Source organism: Pseudoalteromonas sp. SS15 (assembly GCF_049257195.1).
In the GTDB taxonomy this organism is placed as follows: domain Bacteria; phylum Pseudomonadota; class Gammaproteobacteria; order Enterobacterales; family Alteromonadaceae; genus Pseudoalteromonas.
This window is the reverse complement of record NZ_JBMMUD010000003.1, coordinates 214,629-233,093: the sequence shown is the minus strand read 5'-3', so window position 1 is coordinate 233,093 and position 18,465 is coordinate 214,629. Positions and strand designations below refer to the sequence as shown.

At 45.0% G+C, this 18,465-nt stretch carries 14 protein-coding genes and 1 other RNA gene; 2 read left to right on the top strand and 13 right to left on the bottom strand.

The window, feature by feature from the left end; genetic code table 11:
- Positions 1 to 700 precede the first annotated feature (700 nt).
- The 4 genes from gcvP to AAEU28_RS08040 all read right to left on the bottom strand — a co-directional run bounded on the left by gcvP (position 701) and on the right by AAEU28_RS08040 (position 6,030).
- A complete protein-coding gene (gene gcvP, locus AAEU28_RS08055; protein ID WP_421963645.1) occupies positions 701 to 3,592 on the bottom strand; it encodes an aminomethyl-transferring glycine dehydrogenase in 2,892 nt (963 codons plus the stop codon).
- 212 nt (positions 3,593 to 3,804) lie between these two features.
- Positions 3,805 to 4,194: a glycine cleavage system protein GcvH gene (gcvH, locus tag AAEU28_RS08050; RefSeq protein ID WP_421963644.1), complete on the bottom strand. Its 390-nt coding sequence runs from the start codon at positions 4,192 to 4,194 to the stop codon at positions 3,805 to 3,807.
- Between the two features lie 56 nt (positions 4,195 to 4,250).
- Positions 4,251 to 5,333, bottom strand: coding sequence for a glycine cleavage system aminomethyltransferase GcvT (gene gcvT / locus AAEU28_RS08045; protein WP_421963643.1), 1,083 nt, complete (start codon positions 5,331 to 5,333; stop codon positions 4,251 to 4,253).
- 124 nt (positions 5,334 to 5,457) lie between these two features.
- On the bottom strand, positions 5,458 to 6,030 hold the full coding sequence (locus AAEU28_RS08040; RefSeq protein ID WP_421963642.1) for a hypothetical protein: 573 nt from the start codon (positions 6,028 to 6,030) through the stop codon (positions 5,458 to 5,460).
- A gap of 128 nt (positions 6,031 to 6,158) precedes the next feature.
- Between AAEU28_RS08040 and AAEU28_RS08035 the strand changes: the two genes are divergently transcribed.
- Positions 6,159 to 7,004: a LysR family transcriptional regulator gene (locus AAEU28_RS08035; protein ID WP_421963641.1), complete on the top strand. Its 846-nt coding sequence runs from the start codon at positions 6,159 to 6,161 to the stop codon at positions 7,002 to 7,004.
- Between the two features lie 858 nt (positions 7,005 to 7,862).
- Here the strand turns inward: AAEU28_RS08035 and AAEU28_RS08030 are convergent.
- Genes AAEU28_RS08030 through AAEU28_RS08015 form a run of 4 tightly spaced genes read right to left on the bottom strand, consistent with a single transcriptional unit; the run spans position 7,863 to position 12,099 of the window.
- Positions 7,863 to 9,041: an FAD-dependent oxidoreductase gene (locus tag AAEU28_RS08030; RefSeq protein ID WP_421963640.1), complete on the bottom strand. Its 1,179-nt coding sequence runs from the start codon at positions 9,039 to 9,041 to the stop codon at positions 7,863 to 7,865.
- Positions 9,041 to 10,222 (bottom strand): 2-octaprenyl-6-methoxyphenyl hydroxylase, encoded by a 1,182-nt coding sequence (ubiH, locus tag AAEU28_RS08025; RefSeq protein WP_421963639.1) that lies wholly within the window; start codon positions 10,220 to 10,222, stop codon positions 9,041 to 9,043. The genes AAEU28_RS08030 and ubiH overlap by 1 nt, the downstream gene beginning before the upstream one ends.
- Before the next feature lie 9 nt (positions 10,223 to 10,231).
- Entirely contained in the window at positions 10,232 to 11,542 is a 1,311-nt protein-coding gene (gene pepP, locus AAEU28_RS08020) for a Xaa-Pro aminopeptidase (RefSeq protein WP_421963638.1), read from the bottom strand.
- Entirely contained in the window at positions 11,542 to 12,099 is a 558-nt protein-coding gene (locus AAEU28_RS08015; protein ID WP_404391412.1) for a UPF0149 family protein, read from the bottom strand. The genes pepP and AAEU28_RS08015 overlap by 1 nt, the downstream gene beginning before the upstream one ends.
- Positions 12,100 to 12,321: 222 nt before the next feature.
- Here AAEU28_RS08015 and ssrS point away from each other — a divergent pair.
- Positions 12,322 to 12,504, top strand: a non-coding RNA gene (ssrS, locus tag AAEU28_RS08010) — 6S RNA.
- Positions 12,505 to 12,649: 145 nt separating this feature from the next.
- On the opposite strand, the gene lysS is transcribed toward ssrS, so the two are convergent.
- The 5 genes from lysS to AAEU28_RS07985 form a co-directional block, all read right to left on the bottom strand.
- On the bottom strand, positions 12,650 to 14,191 hold the full coding sequence (gene lysS, locus AAEU28_RS08005; protein WP_421963637.1) for a lysine--tRNA ligase: 1,542 nt from the start codon (positions 14,189 to 14,191) through the stop codon (positions 12,650 to 12,652).
- 27 nt (positions 14,192 to 14,218) lie between these two features.
- Positions 14,219 to 15,317 (bottom strand): peptide chain release factor 2 gene (prfB, locus tag AAEU28_RS08000; protein ID WP_130256774.1). Its coding sequence is split into 2 segments (ribosomal slippage): positions 14,219 to 15,241 and positions 15,243 to 15,317, totalling 1,098 coding nucleotides; the frame shifts between segments, so codons are not numbered across the junction.
- 295 nt (positions 15,318 to 15,612) lie between these two features.
- Positions 15,613 to 17,343 carry a single-stranded-DNA-specific exonuclease RecJ gene (recJ, locus tag AAEU28_RS07995; protein WP_421963636.1) on the bottom strand — a complete coding sequence of 577 codons (1,731 nt, stop codon included), beginning with the start codon at positions 17,341 to 17,343 and terminating at the stop codon, positions 15,613 to 15,615.
- Between the two features lie 144 nt (positions 17,344 to 17,487).
- Positions 17,488 to 18,225 carry a bifunctional protein-disulfide isomerase/oxidoreductase DsbC gene (gene dsbC, locus AAEU28_RS07990; RefSeq protein WP_421963635.1) on the bottom strand — a complete coding sequence of 246 codons (738 nt, stop codon included), beginning with the start codon at positions 18,223 to 18,225 and terminating at the stop codon, positions 17,488 to 17,490.
- 59 nt (positions 18,226 to 18,284) lie between these two features.
- The coding region (locus AAEU28_RS07985; RefSeq protein WP_421963634.1) for a tyrosine-type recombinase/integrase at positions 18,285 to 18,465 on the bottom strand (181 nt) is incomplete at its 5' end.

Below are 18,465 nucleotides of genomic sequence, written 5' to 3'. Positions count from 1 at the left end.
GAATGAAGATTAATGAGGGTTACCCTCCCTGCTCCCTACAAAATGGATCCTGACCTTCGTCAGGATGACATAAACTGCATAAAGCCGCTGCTACCAAACTCAAGACTAACATCGAGCGTGAAAACACCTAGATTCTGAAACAAGTTCAGAATGACAGCCCCAAACCCCATCCATAAAAAAACCGCCTTAATTGCTTAAGGCGGTTTTCAAAAGATCTAAGTCGAAAAGTAATAGGGATCAGGTCTTGCTTCGTGCAACCCTAAACTACAAAACCCACAGACAACTCCCCTCCCCTTCTATCACGCCTGAAAATAAGCAATTGATGAGTAATGTCAGCGCATGGATGCGCTGCAAGGTTGATTTAGTTCATGGATGAACTATTTAACCGTTTACGTTCACATCAATAGCGTTTTGAAGATTAAGCGTGATGGAGGGGCGCCGTGGGGTTCCAAGGGGCGGTCGGCGGCAGCCGCCCTTTGGTTGCCGTCGCCAACGCGACAAAGGGTTAAATTGAAGGCTGATTTAAAACCTGTCGCGCTAAAGCACGACCCACACACCATCACAAGACGCGATATAAAATCGCTGCTACCGAGATATGTAAAGCCAAAAATATACAAATCCCAGCCACAAAAAAACCGCCTTAATTGCTTAAGGCGGTTTTCAAAAATCTAAGTCGGGGATTAGCCCGACCTACAATTCATTACTCTGCATATGTCTCAACTGCAGGGCAAGAACAGATAAGGTTACGGTCACCTAGTACATCGTCGATACGTGTAACTGTTGGCCAGAACTTATCTTTAGCAACTGCTTTCACTGGGAATGCCGCGTAGAAACGGTCGTATGCACGATCCCACTCGTTGCCAAGTACATCAGCTTGCGTGTGCGGTGCGAATACTAATGGATTGTTTTCAACAGACCACTCGCCGTTTTCAACTTTGCGCACTTCTTCACGGATTGAAACCATCGCTTCGATGAAGCGGTCAATCTCAACCTTAGACTCAGACTCAGTTGGCTCGATCATTAACGTGCCCGCAACTGGGAACGACATAGTCGGTGCGTGGAAGCCGTAATCCATTAGACGTTTAGCAATGTCCATTTCTGTGATGCCAGACGCTTCTTTAAGAGGACGTAAGTCAACGATACACTCGTGAGCAACACGGTTGTTTTGACCACGGTAAAGAATTGGGTAGTGCTCGCTTAACTTCTCAGTTAGGTAGTTTGCGTTCACGATAGCCATTTCAGTTGCATCTTTTAAGCCTTGGCTGCCCATCATTGTGATGTATGCCCAAGAGATAGGTAAGATAGCCGCTGAACCGTAAGGCGCTGCAGATACTGCACCGTTGCCTTCAGTTGTACCAGGTACGTTGATAACGCTGTGGTTAGGCATGAATGGCGCTAGGTGTGATTTAACACCGATAGGACCAACACCTGGGCCACCGCCACCGTGTGGGATACAGAATGTTTTGTGTAGGTTTAAGTGCGATACGTCTGAACCAATTGAACCTGGGCTAGTTACACCTACTTGCGCGTTCATGTTCGCGCCGTCCATGTAAACTTGGCCGCCGTGCTGGTGAACAATCTCACATACTTCACGGATAGACTCTTCGTATACACCGTGTGTAGACGGGTAAGTTACCATGATACAAGATAGGTTTTCTGACACTTCTTCAGCTTTCGCTTTAAGGTCAGCCATGTCGATGTTACCGTCGTTATCACACGCAACAACCACAACTTTCATGCTTGCCATTTGCGCAGATGCCGGGTTAGTACCGTGCGCTGAGCTTGGGATTAAACAGACGTTACGGTGACCTTCGCCACGAGACTCGTGGTATTTACGAATAGCGATAAGACCTGCGTATTCACCTTGTGCACCTGAGTTAGGCTGCATAGATACAGCGTCGTAACCTGTGATGTTTACTAACCAGTCATGTAGCTCACCAATCATTGTTTGGTAACCTTGCGCTTGGTCTAGTGGACAGAACGGGTGAAGTTCTGCGAATTCAGGCCAAGTTACTGGGATCATCTCAGCAGTCGCGTTTAGTTTCATAGTACATGAACCTAACGAGATCATTGAGTGGTTAAGCGCTAAATCTTTGTTTTCAAGACGCTTGATATAACGCAGCATTTCAGTCTCGCTGTGGTACGAGTTGAAGTTAGGGTGCGTTAAGATTTCGTCGTCGCGTACTAGGCTTGCTGGAATACCAGTGATGTCATCTGCAGATACTTGTGCGTCAAGCGCTGCAACGTCAAGGCCGTGGCCTTCACCTAAGATGATGTCGAATAGTGCTAGTACGTCTGCACGTGTTGTTGTTTCGTTCACAGATACTGAGAACTCACCCGCGTGGTTTGTTGCAAAGTTAGTCTCTGCAGCGATTGCGCGTGCAACGATCTCTTCTTTGTTGTCTGCAACCACAGTAATTGTGTCGAACCAAGTGTCGTGCTTAAGGCTTACACCTTTCGCTTTAAGACCTGTCGCTAAGATGCTTGCGAAACGGTTGATGCGCTGTGCAATTGTCTTAAGGCCTTGTGGACCGTGGTAAACCGCGTAGAACGCAGCCATGTTTGCAAGTAGTACCTGCGCTGTACAGATGTTTGAGTTCGCTTTTTCACGACGGATGTGCTGCTCACGAGTCTGCATCGCCATACGTAGTGCATCGTTACCTAAACGGTCTTTAGATACACCGATGATACGACCTGGTAGTGAACGCTTGTACTTGTCGCGTGTTGCGAAGAATGCCGCGTGTGGACCACCGTAACCCATAGGTACACCAAAACGCTGTGCAGAACCAAGTACTACGTCAGCGCCTAGTTTACCTGGTGCTTTAAGTAGCATTAAGCTCATGATGTCAGCTGCAACACAGGCAATCGCTTTTTTGTCTTGTACTTGTGCGATTAGGTCAGTGATGTCTACCACTTCACCAGTTGTTGTTGGGTACTGGAATAATGCACCGAAAATTTCATGGTTAGCTGCATCTGCCGCAGGACCTACTACCACTTCGAAACCAAACTGCTCTGCACGTGTTGCTACAACGTCGATTGTTTGTGTGTGAACGTCATCAGCGATGAAGAAGATGTTTGCTTTTTTCGCTTTAGATACGCGCTTAGCAAGTGCCATTGCTTCTGCTGCTGCAGTCGACTCATCTAGTAGAGATGCAGATGCTAGGTCTAGACCTGTGATGTCAATCGTCAACGTTTGGAAGTTTAATAGTGATTCTAAACGACCTTGAGCGATCTCAGGCTGGTATGGCGTATATGCTGTGTACCAACCTGGATTTTCTAATACGTTACGTAAAATTACATTCGGTACGTGTGTTGGGTGGTAGCCCTGACCGATGTAAGATTTGAAGATTTTATTTTGGCTAGCAACAGACTTTAGGTAGCTTAGTGCTTCAACTTCTGTGCGGCTCTCACCCACTGCTAAACCCTGCTCTAAACGAATACCAGCTGGTACTGTTTGCGTGATTAGCTCTTCAACGCTTGATACGTTAAGTGCCGATAGCATGTCGCTCACTTGTGCCGGTGTAGGGCCAATATGGCGGCGGATAAAATCTTGCTTTTGCTCTAATTGCTCAAGAGATTTAGCGTTTGACATTAGTCTAGATTCCTATGATCCAAAAAATTTAGGGGGTTAGTGCTGATTCCTGCTGCGGGTACTGCTCTGGCTTCAGCTTTACCAACTTATCGCTAAGTTGATGAAAAAGTTCTGTACTCTGTATGGTTTAGTACGGACCTTTTTTAAAATTAAACTATAAAAGTTTAAAACAACAAAAGCCCCACAAGGGGCTTTTGTGATCAACGAAGCAATTAGTCTTCGTCGATTGCGTTTTCGTAACCTTCAGCGTCAAGAAGGTTCTCAAGCTCTGACTCGTCAGACGCTTTAACTTTGAACAACCAACCGTCACCGTATGCGTCGTTGTTAACGTTTTCTGGTGAATCTTCAAGATCTTCGTTGATTGCTACAACTTCACCAGAGATAGGTGCGTAGATGTCAGATGCTGCTTTTACAGACTCTGCTACTGCGCAGTCTTCGCCAGCGTCAACTTCGTCACCAACTTCTGGTAATTCAACGAATACCATGTCGCCTAGAAGCTCTTGTGCGTGCTCTGTGATACCTACAGTGTAAACGCCGTCGCCTTCAGCGCGAACCCACTCGTGTGAAGACGCGTATTTTAACTCGCTAGGAATGTTGCTCATCTTTTTGTTCCTTTGGTTCGGTGTAATAACTGGGCGATGGTTCGCCCTTATTAATATTAAATAACTGACTTGCCGTTACGTACGAAGCAAGGCTTCACTACTTTAACGTCAACTAACTTTTTACGCATTTCTACTTGCGCTGTTTCGCCCGTTGAGCGAGGAACACGCGCCAGTGCAACACTAAAGCCTAATGTCGGAGAGAATGTACCAGAAGTAATGATACCTTCGCCACCTTCTACGATAACTTTAGAGCCACCACGTAGAACACCTTTGCTTTCAAGTACTAGACCAACTAGCTTGTGTGTGCTCTTTTCAGCACGTTGCTTGGCAACCGCTTCACGACCGATGAAGTCACGATCTTCTGGTTCCCATGCAATCGTCCAAGCCATGTTTGCAGCAAGTGGAGATACAGTTTCATCCATATCTGAACCGTATAGGTTCATGCCCGCTTCTAAACGTAGCGTATCACGTGCACCAAGGCCAGCCGGCGCGACGCCTGCGTCTAATAATTTTTGCCAAAGGTCAGCTGCATCATCGTTGTGTACAACGATTTCGTAGCCTGCTTCGCCTGTGTAACCAGTCGTTGCAATGAATAGGTTGCCCGCTTGTACACCGAAGAATGGTTTCATACCTTCAACTGCAGCGTTTTGCGCGTCATCAAGTACTTTAGCTGTTTTTTCTTTTGCGTTAGGACCTTGTACTGCGATCATCGCAAATTCAGGACGCTCAGTGATTTCTACTGCGAAATCAGCCGCTACTTTAGCAATGTGCGCTAAATCTTTTTCACGCGTTGCTGAGTTAACAACTAGGCGGTATTCAGTGTCAGAGAAGAAGTAGATGATAAGGTCGTCAATTACGCCGCCTTCTTCATTTAACATGCCTGTGTAAAGTGCTTTACCAGGTACTTCTAGTTTAGCTACATCGTTCGCTACAAGCTTACGTAAAAATGCTTTTGCGTCTGCGCCTTTAACGTCCACAATCGTCATGTGAGATACGTCGAACATACCTGCATCAGTACGTACTGCGTTGTGCTCTTCGATTTGTGAACCATAGTTGATTGGCATTTCCCAACCGTGGAAGTCAACCATTTTTGCGCCAGCTTCTACGTGCTTAGCGTGTAGTACAGTTTTAGAAGTCATATCATTCCTTCACTAATTACTGACCTTGTAGTGTATGGCTACAAGATTGCCTCTTTGAGGCGGGGTTAATGCAATAACAGCTAAGGCACCCGTATTGAGTGCCTTAGCAAATTTTATTTGAAATCTAGTTTAGGCTAAAGCCTTGTTCTTGCAACTGCTGATGCCATTTGTTCAGAGTGTCTGTTTGGGCAATCAACTGATACTGCTGTAAGTCGTCTGCAAGCAATGAAGTGACGAACACTTCACCACTTTGACGGCCGTAGCACACTTGCTCGTCTGATAAACGCAGACCCGGTGTTAAGCCAAACTGCTTGATGATGGTATCAAACGCTTGCTCACCACTTAATGTGCTCATGCTTAAATCTTTGCGCGCCACCAGCTCAATGTCGTAATCGCTGTGGTGGGCTTCAACCAAGTTTTGCAGCTCATCAGCGTGGCTTTGCTCAATCACAAAGCGGTAAGCCGTTTCACTGAAGTAATAAACCGTAAATGCCGCACCTGATGCTAATTGGCCTTTAACGCCTAAACCCGGTGCTAATAGTTTATTTAGGTTAATACCTAAAACTTGGTTTAAAAATGGTGTGGTTTCGAAGCCACTGAAGTCTAAGACCAACTGTGCGCTGTCTAACGCTAACGTATTTAGCGCAGGCGCTGTGCCTTGACGATGTTTTGCAAACATACTGGCTGAAAATGTCATAACCACACCTTAATAAAACTTTAATTTGTGCAGTATATGAGTGCATTTGGGCAACAACAAATTGTATTTATTTATACATTGATAAATAATACTTATGTAACTTGGTTTTATAAATTGATTTTTTAAATATGAAGAACTTATCGAACGACGGCTTACGCACATTTGTTACTGTGGTTGAATTAGGTGGCTTTGCCAAGGCCGGTGAACTACTGGGATTATCGCAACCTGCGGTGTCATTACAAATTAAACGACTCGAAGAAATGCTCGGTTGTCGACTGTTTAAAAAACAAGGTCAACGACAAGTTATCAATCAATATGGCGAGCTCTTGCTACCACTGACGAAACAAATGCTGCAACAAAACGACGCCATTATTCAGCAGTTCACCTCCGAGAGTGTGACCGGTAAAGTACGTTTGGGAATTCCCAGTGAATTCGCAGCCCGCATTCTGCCATCGATTATTGGCGACTTCGTTTCTCTTTACCCTGATGTTGCCCTCGAAGTAAAATCACGTTTGAGCAAACACCTGTTGTCTGTTTCGCGCCAAGATCAATTCGATTTAGTCTTGGCATTAAATGAAGAGCTTAATTCAGAACAGTTCCCCGTATTTATGCAAGACCAGCTGGTGTGGGTTGGTAATTTAAACCTCGCCAAGAACGATGTAGTGACGCTGGTCACCGCACCTGAGGGGTGTATCTACCGCCGCCGCGCTATCGAAGCCCTACAGCAAGCCGGATTAAAATACCGTATAGTTTACAGCAACGCCGATTTAACCGGTTTAATCGCCGCGATTAAAGAAGATCTAGGTGTCACCGTGCTGGCTAAAAGCACCGTACCAAGCGATTTAAACTACCAGTCACACACCCCTCACCTACCTGAGCTCGGCCAAATTGGTATTTGCTTGGTAAAAAATTCACCCGAATCTGTGCATGCCGTTGATAAGCTGGCGGAGTTTATTGAGTTGAGATTGGGGTAAGCGGTAAGCGGTAAGCGGTAAGCGGTAAGCGTACAATAGTTTGCGAGTTACGAGTTGCGAGTTGCGAGTTGCGAGTTGCGAGTTGCGAGTTGCGAGTATTCAAGATAATTCAAAAAGCGTGACATAAAGTCAGCGCCTACATGGTTTAAAAATTTGCTTTGTAGGCGCGGGTTTACCCCGCGCAATTTCCAGCAACGTTACCACAAATGGAAGGTTCAAAAAGCGCGACATAAAGTCAGCGCCTACAGGATAAATATAAATCTAACAGGCTACGCCCTACCCCCTTCTATCACGCCTGAAAATAAGTAATTGATGAGTAATTCATTTCATGGATGAAATGTAAGGCTGACTTAGTCCATGGATGGACTATTCAGCCGTTTACGTTCACATCAATTATTTATTTGAAGAATTAGCGTGATAGAGGGGCGCCGTGGGAGTCCAGAGCGAAGGTCGCACCCGAGCGGCCAGCGGCAGCCGCCCTTTGGTTGCTGTCGCCAACGCGACAAAGAGTTAAATTGAAGACTACTGTAAAAAGATTGGTGTTGTAATACATCCCTGTAGCTACGCCCATCGGGTATCCATACCCTCACCTCCTCGTGCTGCGAAACTTCGTTTCGGTCTTAATAATGTTTGGTGAGTATATTACGTCCATGTAGCCTGGTTCCGGTTCGGCCATCCAAGGCCTCACGCTCAACGCTAGTCTTGCTGCGCGCACTGTAAATGAAAAGTTTAAGAGCAGTGCTGTATTACATCCATGTAGCTACGCCCATCGGGTATCCATACCCTCACTTCCTTGTGCTGCGAAACTTCGTTTCGGTCACTCGTCACCCTTGCGCAAAAATAACCTACTTCGTAGGTCTATTTTGCACTACCTTTCCCAACAGCCTCTTTGGCAAACAGGGTTTTAATCGGCCCTAGGTTATCAACCATACTCAAGCCAACACCGCGGATCAGCTTCTTCAACGGGTTATCACCTTCAAACAGCTCTTTTAAACCTTGCATCATGGCAATGTGCTTTTGCGCATCAAGTTTACGAGCGCGTTCGTATTCACGTAGCACGCGAGTGCTGGCAAATTCTTGCTTGCTGTCGGTAAGTAGTTTAATTAAAAGCGCTGCATCTTTAAGACCTAGGTTCATACCTAACCCAGCCAGCGGGTGGATGGTGTGCGCTGCATCACCCATCAACGCAATTTTGCCGTTTACCCATTGTTGGGCGTAACGCATTTTCAGTGGGAACACTGCTCGGTCATCTTGTACTTCGCATAAACCACATTGACCGTCGATAGCGACATTCAATGCTTTATTGAACTCAGCGTTGTCTAAAGACATTAAATACTGTGCTTGCTCAGGTGACGTTGACCACACGATTGATTGGCTGTGTTCATCACTGAGCGGTAAAAACGCCAAAGGACCTGTTGGTAAAAATACTTGTCTTGCAGTGTGGCTGTGCGTCTCTTGCGTCTTAACCGTCGCAACGATGGCGTGGTGGTCGTAGTCCCAAAAGGTAATGGGCATTTTAAACTGAGTACGAATACCCGAATTTGCCCCATCTGCTGCAACTAATAGCTTTGCCATAACTGGCATGCCTGACTCTAAGGTGATTAACACGTCAGTGTCGGTTTGATGAATAGCTTGATAACGAGTATTAAAGCTAAGCGTTGCAGATGGATACTGTTTTAACTGCTGAAACAGCGCATAGCGAATAGCGCCATTTTCAATGATGTGCCCAAGCTCAGGTAAATCTAGTTCGGTGCTGTTAAAGGCTATTTTGCCAAAACTGTCTTTGTCTCTGACATCCATATGCGTATACGCACAAGTTCGCTGCGCTAAAATATCATCCCATGCGCCTAGCTCAGTAAATAACGTTTGACTGGAAAGACTGATGGCACTCACACGATTAGCAAACTGCTCTGTAAGTGACGCAGGTTCATTACCCGCATCAATCACGTGTACGCTAATGTTATTTTTCGCCAAACCTAACGCCAAAGTAAGGCCTACACAGCCACCACCGACAATACATACTTGCGCTTGTTGCATCAGCTTTTTCCTTTAATAACATGACCCATTAGTTGCTTGGCTAACGGTGCTTTTAAATTTTCAGACAGTGACATGGCAAGCAAACCGCAGCTGCGACCGAGTGCCATTAAACGAGAAGAATTAGAGAATAGTCGCACGAGCGCATCGGTTAGTGTCATCACCGTTTTGATGTCTTGTGCACGCGCAAGATTATAAGCTTGCGTAAAGGCATGTTCACCCAAAACATGCTGCTCTGAGGCTATCAGCTCAACCAAGGCTTGAATGTCTCTTAAACCCAAATTAAAACCTTGCCCAGCAATTGGGTGAATAGCATGAGCTGCATTGCCGATTAATAGGCTACGATGATGAACGAGCTGCTCGACTCGCCCTAGTACCAGCGGGTATTGTGCGCGCATACCAACTTGCTTGAATACTCCTGCGCGATAGCCAAAGGCAGCTTGCAACTCAGCAATAAAGGCGTCAGGTTCAAGCGTTTTATAATCTTCAAGGTGTGCGTTAGGCATACACCAAACCAGCGAGTAGCGGTTTTGTGTCATAGGGAGCAGTGCCATTGGCCCATGCTCGGTAAAACGTTCAAACGCTTGGCCGCTATGACCGCATTCAACTTCGATATTAGCGATTAGTGCCCCTTGCTCATAGGCCAGACTATCAAAACCAATGTTTAGCTGTTTGCGCGTGGGGGACTGTGCGCCATCGGCAACGACTAATAACCTTCCGCTTAACTGAGTTTCATCGTTTAAGATCAGCTCAACACTGTCTTGTGTTTGCTTTAATTCATTAATGGTCGCTGGGCAGTATAGTTGAATGTCAGTTTTAGCTAGCTGTTGATGTAAATAAGCACCAAATGGGTTCACTTCGACCACATAACCAAGCGCATTCGTTTTATAGTCTTGGTGGTGCAATGAGGTTTTACCAAAGTGACCTCTATCAGACACGTGCACTTGCTTAATGGCTTCAGCAAACGGCCAATCAGCATTAAACAAGTTAAATTGCTTTAAATACTGCACAGACTGATCGGCCAAGGCAATTGAGCGGTCGTCAAAACTAGGGTGTGCTTGGCTTTTTGGTGCAAATGCCTCAATCACGGCAACTTGCAAAGTTGGGCTGGTCTTTTTGATTGCCAAAGCAGCGGTGGCCCCTGCCATACCGCCGCCTACAATCACAACATCAAAGTGTTGCAACGCATTCTCCTACTGCTGCATTAACGCTTCTATTTCTGCTACGGTTTTCGGCACGTCTTGGGTCAAATTTTCGTGACCATTTTCAGTTACCAATAGGTCGTCTTCAATACGAATACCGATGCCTTTATATTGCTCTGGCACTTGCGCATCTTCATCGAAGTACAAACCTGGCTCTATGGTCAACACCATACCCGGTGCGAATGGCCTGTCAGCTTCATCGAGCTTGTACTCGCCCACATCGTGCACATCAAGGCCTAACCAGTGACCTAAACCATGCATATAGAACGCTTTGCATGCTTGTTTTTCAACAAGTGTATCTAACTCGCCAGATAAAATACCGAGCTCGATCAAACCTTGGGTCATTACTGTCATCACCGCTTTATTAGCCCCAACCAAAGTACCGCCCGGCTTCACATGCTCAAATGCCGCCGCTTGGGCTTTTAATACCAGCTCATAAATGGTTTTTTGTGGCTCGCTAAATTTACCTGATACAGGAAAAGTTCGCGTGATATCAGCGGCATAACCTTCAAGCTCACAGCCTGAGTCAATCAACACTAAGTCGCCAGCTTTTAAGGTATCGCTGTTTTCTGTGTAATGCAGAATATTGGCATTATTGCCTGAGCCGACAATGGTGCCATAAGCCGGATAGCGTGCGCCATTCATGGCATAATGATGATGAAGTTCGGCTTCCAGTTGGTATTCAGTGGCATCTGGCTTGGCAAACTTCATTGCACGCACATGACCTTCAGCGCTTATTTGACCCGCTTTGCGCATCACAGCGATTTCGGCGTCTGATTTAAACAAACGCATTTCATGAATAAGCGGGCGCGTATCTTTGATGATTTCAGGCGCGCGATAGCCTTTTTTCGGTGCACCGCGCAGGGTATTTAACAATGCCCATACCTTGTCATCAAATGCACTGTAAGTGCCTTGCGCGTAAAATAAAGTGCGATTGCCATTTACCAGTTGCAGAAGCTCATCGTCTAACTCGCTCAACGGATAAGTTTCATCAAACAAGTAGTCAGACTTGGCGCTTTCATAGCCCACTCGGCGGCCGTGCCAAATCTCGGCAGTTTTATCTTTGTTACGACAGAATAACGTACTTTTACCTTCACCTTGTTTGTCTTTTGATAACACTAAAACAGCATCAGGCTCTTTAAAGCCTGTCAGGTAGAAAAAGTCACTGTCTTGGCGAAACGGGAATTCGGTATCGCGACTACGGGTAATTTCAACCGCAGCAGGAATAATCGCTACGCTGTGGTTGTCGAGTTGCGCAAGTAATTTGCTTCTGCGCTGAACAAATTCTTGAATGCTGATCATTAGTGTAACGTCTTTGATGGAGTAACCGTTTCTCTGCCCATTTCAGCAAAACATAGCAGTGCTGAAACACGGATATATTCAACGATCTCGTGGAAAGCTTGTTGGTCTTCTTCTTCCTCACCGAAATCAGTGTCAAGTTTAGTTATTTCACTAAAATCGTTGATCACTTCTTTGACATCAGCTGACAGCTTGCCATAGTCTTTTTGCTTTAAACCAAAGCCCAATAAAAAGCCCGACACCCATGCCACTAGTGCATTGGCTTTATCTAGTAGGGTTTCATCTTCATTTGGCAAATACAGCTCAAAGCTTGGCTCTTCGCTGTTGAAGCATGACATAACATGTGTGAACATTTGCCCAAATAGACCTTTTAATTCGTTTGAGAAACTTTGTCCGTCGTTGAACACATCACTTAACATGATCAGGTAGTCTTTTTCATCAATGTTTAAGCCACAAGCCAGCAAACCACTGATGGTGCCGTGAGCTTCTGAAGGCGATACGAAAATATCATGCTTTTCAAGCAGCAGTTGTGCTTGTGTGTAATCGGTCATTTCTGTCATTGCTAATGCTCGTCAAAGAATCTTCATTATAAGAACACACTCAATTTAAAAAGTATGTCTTAATTTAATTGCTATCAATGCTAACACTCACAGTATAGCAACTCCAAACAATTGTCTTTAAAGGGCTTCATTTATGAGCAGCGGCGTTTAATTTGCCAGCAGTTGAACTGATATTTTTTGATTTATGGTTTACCTCTGCTGCGAGTCTTATATACTGAAGTTAATTCCCTAGCTCGTAGGACAGCAGATTAAGTCCCTGAGCCGATAAACTTTATCTAGGGGTGTAGTTTGCTTACTATTGCGCAAGCTTGGCATGTACCGAGAAGCCTACGGTGAGCTGTTACACTCCGCCTTGAACCTTAGGGTTCAAGGGCTGACATCAGCATCCGCGAAGCCGGGGAAGTCTTACCTTTATTTCTGAATCTCTTTTCTTTATCTATCTAAATTTCTCACCTCTATTTGAAATATCGAATTGTTAAATATAGCTTTTGTTAGGCAAAAAAAAGCCCCGGCATTTGCCAAGGCTCTTAATCGATAAACTCAATCGAGATTAGTCAGCTTGCGGACGCATGTGCGGGAACAAGATAACGTCTTTGATTGTTGGTGAGTCAGTGAACAACATCACTAGACGGTCGATACCAATACCTTCACCCGCTGTTGGTGGTAAACCATACTCAAGCGCTTGAATGTAGTCTGCATCGAAGTGCATAGCTTCATCATCACCGGCATCTTTTTCTTCAACCTGACGCGCAAAACGCTCAGCTTGATCTTGTGCATCGTTAAGCTCAGAGAAACCATTAGCAAGTTCACGACCACCTACGAAGAATTCGAAACGATCAGTGATGAATGGGTTTTCATCGTTACGACGTGCAAGTGGAGATACTTCCCACGGGTACTCAGTGATGAAAGTCGGTTGAATTAGCTTATGTTCAGCAGTTTCTTCGAAGATCTCACATAAGAACTTACCTGCACCCCATACACATTTCTCTGGGATCTTAACGTGTACTTTCTTCGCGTAAGCAACTAGCTCATCGAAGTGGTTTTCAGGATCTTTGAAGATGTGCGCGATTTCTTCAGCGTCAGGACCATACTTGATGATGGCATCAGCCATAGATAGGCGCTCGAACTGCTTACCGAAGTCATATTCAATCGTCTCTGTTACTTCGCCTTCAGCATTCTTAACTGTGTTAATCACTGTCGTTGTGCCAAGAACGTCTTGTGCAACAGTACGTAACATGTCTTCAGTTAAGTTCATTAGGTCTTTGTAGTCAGCGTAAGCTTGGTAGAATTCGATCATCGTGAATTCTGGGTTGTGACGCGTTGATAGACCTTCATTACGGAAGTTACGGTTGATCTCAAATACACGGTCAAAACCACCTACCACTAGACGCTTAAGGTAAAGCTCTGGTGCGATACGTAGGTACATATCGATGTCTAGTGCATTGTGGTGAGTCACGAATGGACGCGCCGTTGCACCACCAGGAATAACCTGAAGCATTGGCGTTTCAACTTCCATGAAGTCACGCTCAGCTAAGAAACGACGAATGCCTTCGATCACTTTTGAACGGATACGGAACGTTTCACGCGTGTCCATGTTTGTGATCAGGTCAACGTAACGCTGACGGTACTTAGCTTCTTGGTCTGTTAGGCCGTGGAACTTCTCTGGTAACGGACGAAGTGACTTAGTCAGTAGCTCGTACTGAACCATGTCTACGTAAAGGTCGCCTTTACCTGACTTATGAAGTGGACCAGATACACCGATGATGTCACCGATATCTAGTTGACCATATTTTTCTTTAAGCGTTTTTTGCACGTCTTTTGATGCATATGCTTGGATGCGACCTTTCATGTCTTGTAACACAAGGAAAGGACCACGTTTTGCAAGGATACGACCTGCTACCGACACCTGATGGTCTAACTCAACAAGCTCTTCCTTCGATTTATCACCAAACTTAGCCTGTAGATCAGCCGTATAGTCTTCACGGCGGAAGGTGTTCGGGTGGCCATTGGCATCACAATTCTCACGAATTGCATCCAATTTAGCACGACGCTCAGCAATGAGTTTATTTTCGTCTTGGATTTGATCTGTCATTTTTTAGCTCTTAGTTTAGCTTGTTGATTAAAGGCCTGATTTCAGGCTGGCTTCGATAAATTTGTCTAAATCACCGTCTAATACCGCTTGGGTATTGCGGTTTTCAACGCCAGTACGTAAATCTTTGATACGTGAGTCATCTAATACGTATGAACGGATTTGACTGCCCCAACCGATATCTGATTTAGCGTCTTCTTGAGACTGCTTTTCGGCGTTTTGTTTTTTCATTTCAAGTTCAAACAATTTCGCTTTTAACTGCTTCATTGCTTGCGCTTTGTTCTTATGTTGTGAGCGGTCATTCTGACACTGTACAACGGTATTCGTTGGTAAGTGGGTAATACGTACCGCAGATTCTGTACGGTTAACGTGCTGACCACCCGCACCCGATGCACGATATACGTCGATACGTAAATCAGCTGGGTTAATATCAATTTCGATGTTGTCGTCAATTTCTGGGTAAATAAACGCAGACGCAAATGAAGTATGACGACGACCTGTTGAATCGAATGGGCTCTTACGCACTAAACGGTGTACGCCGGTTTCTGTACGTAACCAGCCGTAAGCATATTCACCAGATACACGCACGGTTGCGCCTTTAATACCGGCAACATCACCATCTGTCGCTTCAACGATTTCAACTTTAAAACCTTTTGCTTCAGCCCAACGTAAGTACATACGCAATAGCATGTTACACCAGTCTTGCGCTTCAGTACCGCCCGAACCTGACTGTAAGTCAATGTAGGCATCGTTAGCATCTTGTTCACCAGAGAACATACGACGGAACTCTAGCTTTTCTAATTGGCCAACTAGACCTTCTACTTCAGCTTGTGCTTCTTCAAAGGTTTCTTCGTCTTCGGCTTCAACGGCTAGTTCTACTAGGCCTTCTGCATCGTCTGCACCACCAACAAGATTATCAATGGTTTCAACAATTGCTTCTAGATTCGATTTTTCACGGCCCAATGCTTGTGCTTTTTCAGGCTCGTTCCATACTGCTGGGTCTTCTAACTCTGCGTTTACTTCTTCTAAGCGCTCTTGTTTTAGAGCGTAGTCAAAGATACCCCCTAAGCAGCTCAGTGCGTTCGCGAATTTCCTTGATTTGGTTAATCACAGGATTCACTTCAAACATGCTCACTACTCCAAAAAAATTAACGTGAATCACACATAATACCAATTTTATTAACTGACTAGTCATTCTAGCGAGCTAAAAAGGCCACTAACTTTGTCTGAAACTTCTAATATAGAACTACTATATGTCGAAATTTCATCCTCGTTATTAACCTTTTTTTCTGTCGCAATAAACGACTCGAAGTTTAATGCAATTGGTATAATATAAATAGCTGAATGCTTTTCCAGCCCATAAAAAAGGCGCGTGATTTTTAAACGCGCCATGATAACAGACAATCTGTGCCCTATAAATGGATTTATGCGGGTTGAGCTTGAATTTCTCGCACTAATAATTGCAGTGAGAACTTGCCTCTAAACTCATTTATATCGAGCTGATACGCCAATTTGGCATATTGTGCGGCTGTATTTGGCCAAGCTTTTACATCAATGTTAAATGCGATGGCATCAACTAACTGACCAGAGCTGTGTTTTAGCACCAATTTTAGGTGTTTTTCACCGACAATACGCTGCTGAATGAGTTCAAATACGCCTTCAAATACAGGTTCAGGGAATTGCTGACCCCAAGGCCCTGCTTGCTGAAGCAGTTGTGCAAAGTCTAAATTGAAACAGGTCGCAGGCAACTCGCCGTCGGTCAATAACACGCTCTGTTTATGCTCTTCGGTTAAAATCGCACTGGCAGCATTAGTAAACGCCGTTTTAAAACGTTCGAAATCACACTCTAAAATGGTTAAACCTGCCGCCATGGCGTGGCCACCAAACTTAGCAATTAGATCTGGGTGTTGCGTGTTAATTTGCTCAAGCAGGTCACGCATATGCAACCCTTCGATAGAGCGACATGAGCCTTTTATTTCGCCCTCATCACCTTGCGCAAAAATAATTGCCGGACGGTGATAACGCTCTTTCAAGCGCCCCGCTAAAATACCAATCACCCCTTGGTGCCAATCGTCTTGATATAAACAGACAACATCAGGCACGCTTTGTTGTGCCGATACCAAGCGCTCCAGCACGGCTTGCGCTTCTTGCTGCATGCCCGCTTCAATTTCACGGCGTTCATGGTTAAGTGCGTCAAGCTCGCCTGCTATGCGTCTTGCTTGGTTGATATCTTTCGATAACAAACAGGCGATACCTAAACTCATATCATCGAGTCGACCAGCAGCATTCAGGCGCGGCGCGAGTGCAAAACCAAAGTCGCTGGCAGATAAACGCGCAGCATTGCGTTTTGCCACTTCAATAAGTGCGGTGATCCCCGGTCGAGTTTTACCACTACGAATACGTGCTAGGCCCTGATAAACCAATGTGCGGTTATTGGCATCAAGCGCCACAACGTCAGCAACTGTGCCTAGTGCAACAATATCGAGTAACTCTGCTAAATTTGGTTCAGACTGTTGTTGAGTCGCAAAGTATTGCAGCTCGCGCAGGCTATGACGCAGCGCTACCAACAAGTAAAACGCCACCCCCACACCCGCAATGCTTTTTGAGGGGAAATTACAACTATGCTGATTTGGGTTGACGATGGCATCGGCATTTGGCAGTTGCTCACCTTGTAAGTGGTGATCAGTGATAAGTACTTTAATACCGGCATTTTTGACAATCTCAACGCCACTAATACAAGAAATACCGTTATCTACGGTGATAACTAAATCAGGCGCAATCGTGACAATTTGCTCTGCCAGCGCAGGGCTTAAGCCATAACCTAAACTAAAGCGGTCTGGCACAAGATAATCGACATGCTGGAAACCAAACAGTGCTAACCCTTCCATCAGAACCGAGGTACTTGTTGCACCATCAGCATCAAAGTCACCAACGATTAAGACTTTACTTTGCTGTTGTAGTGCTTCGACTAACAAAGCACAGGCCTTATCCATATCTTTGAATAAGTTGAAATTTAATAAGGTGCTAGCACGATTATCGAGCTCAACAGAATCGCTTACACCGCGAGCTGCATAGATTTGTTTAATTACAGGATGAAGATGCGCAGGAAGATGACTGTCATCCACGCGCTCACGTGTTGCTATCACGGTTTGCATTTATTCTTTTACCCTTATACCTGCTCTCAAAAAGCGTTAATTAAGAGAGCGAGTATTACAACGTTAAAACTGAGATTTAACAGACAACAAAAAAAGGCCCTTAGGCCTTTTTAAGAATACGGTGATTATAGCGAATTTTATCGCTTATGACTTCTTACCGTCTAGCGCTTGCGCCAATGCTGCTGCTGGTTGGTAACCTGGAATAATCGAACCATCTTCTAAAATGATTGCTGGCGTACCAGAAATACCAAAGCTCTGACCTAACTGGTAGTGCTCAGCCACGGGTGCAGAGCAGTTTTTAACTTCTGCCACTTCTTCACCCGCTTTTGCCTCTGTTAATGCTTTTGCTGCATCTTCCGCACACCATACATTCATTAAGTCTTTGTAACCCTTACCGCGTAAACCACCACGAGGGAAAGCTAGGTACTTAACCGTAATACCCGCATTTAGATAATCATCTAATTCACGGTGTAACTTACGGCAGTAACCACACGTGATATCTGTAAATACTGTAATTTGATGCTTTTCATTTTCAGCTTTGTAAACGATCATTGAGTCTTCGTACTCAGTTACGCCGTCTTTACGAACACCACTTAAAGCTGATTCAGTTAAGTTTTCACGGTTCTCAACATCGATCATCGTGCCTTGAACCAGGTAACGACCATCTGGGCTTACGTAAAATACCCCTTTGTCAGTTAAAACCGTATTTAAGCCAGCGACTGGGCTATCTTGAATTGCTTTAACTGTTAAGCCTAAGTTATTTAACTGAGTTTCGATTGGGCTTACTTTTGTTTCTACTGCGTCAGCTAAAGGAGCAGTCACTTGCTCAGCCATTGCGCCTGTAGATAACGCCATTGCTGCAGCTAAAATTAACTTTTTCATTCTGTTCTCATAAATTTCGTTGTTATCCAGTATGACCGGATAAATTCAAAAAAATTCCATCACGCACGAGGATGATGTTCTTGATGCAGCGATTTTAATCTTTCACTCGCTACATGAGTATAAATTTGTGTCGTCGATAAGTCGCTGTGGCCTAACATCATTTGCACGACTCGTAAGTCGGCACCATGATTCAACAAATGTGTTGCAAAGGCATGACGTAACGTATGTGGCGATAATGGC

Excerpts from the sequence above, each read along its gene's own strand:
- AAEU28_RS08030 (WP_421963640.1), bottom strand. The coding sequence starts at position 9,041 with ATGCAACAAGCGCAAGTATGTATTGTCGGTGGTGGCTGTGTAGGCCTT.
- lysS (WP_421963637.1), bottom strand. The coding sequence starts at position 14,191 with ATGACAGATCAAATCCAAGACGAAAATAAACTCATTGCTGAGCGTCGT.
- AAEU28_RS08015 (WP_404391412.1), bottom strand. The coding sequence starts at position 12,099 with ATGACAGAAATGACCGATTACACACAAGCACAACTGCTGCTTGAAAAG.
- AAEU28_RS08035 (WP_421963641.1), top strand. The coding sequence starts at position 6,159 with ATGAAGAACTTATCGAACGACGGCTTACGCACATTTGTTACTGTGGTT.
- dsbC (WP_421963635.1), bottom strand. The coding sequence starts at position 18,225 with ATGAAAAAGTTAATTTTAGCTGCAGCAATGGCGTTATCTACAGGCGCA.
- gcvP (WP_421963645.1), bottom strand. The coding sequence starts at position 3,592 with ATGTCAAACGCTAAATCTCTTGAGCAATTAGAGCAAAAGCAAGATTTT.
- pepP (WP_421963638.1), bottom strand. The coding sequence starts at position 11,542 with ATGATCAGCATTCAAGAATTTGTTCAGCGCAGAAGCAAATTACTTGCG.
- AAEU28_RS08040 (WP_421963642.1), bottom strand. The coding sequence starts at position 6,030 with ATGACATTTTCAGCCAGTATGTTTGCAAAACATCGTCAAGGCACAGCG.
- gcvH (WP_421963644.1), bottom strand. The coding sequence starts at position 4,194 with ATGAGCAACATTCCTAGCGAGTTAAAATACGCGTCTTCACACGAGTGG.
- recJ (WP_421963636.1), bottom strand. The coding sequence starts at position 17,343 with ATGCAAACCGTGATAGCAACACGTGAGCGCGTGGATGACAGTCATCTT.
- gcvT (WP_421963643.1), bottom strand. The coding sequence starts at position 5,333 with ATGACTTCTAAAACTGTACTACACGCTAAGCACGTAGAAGCTGGCGCA.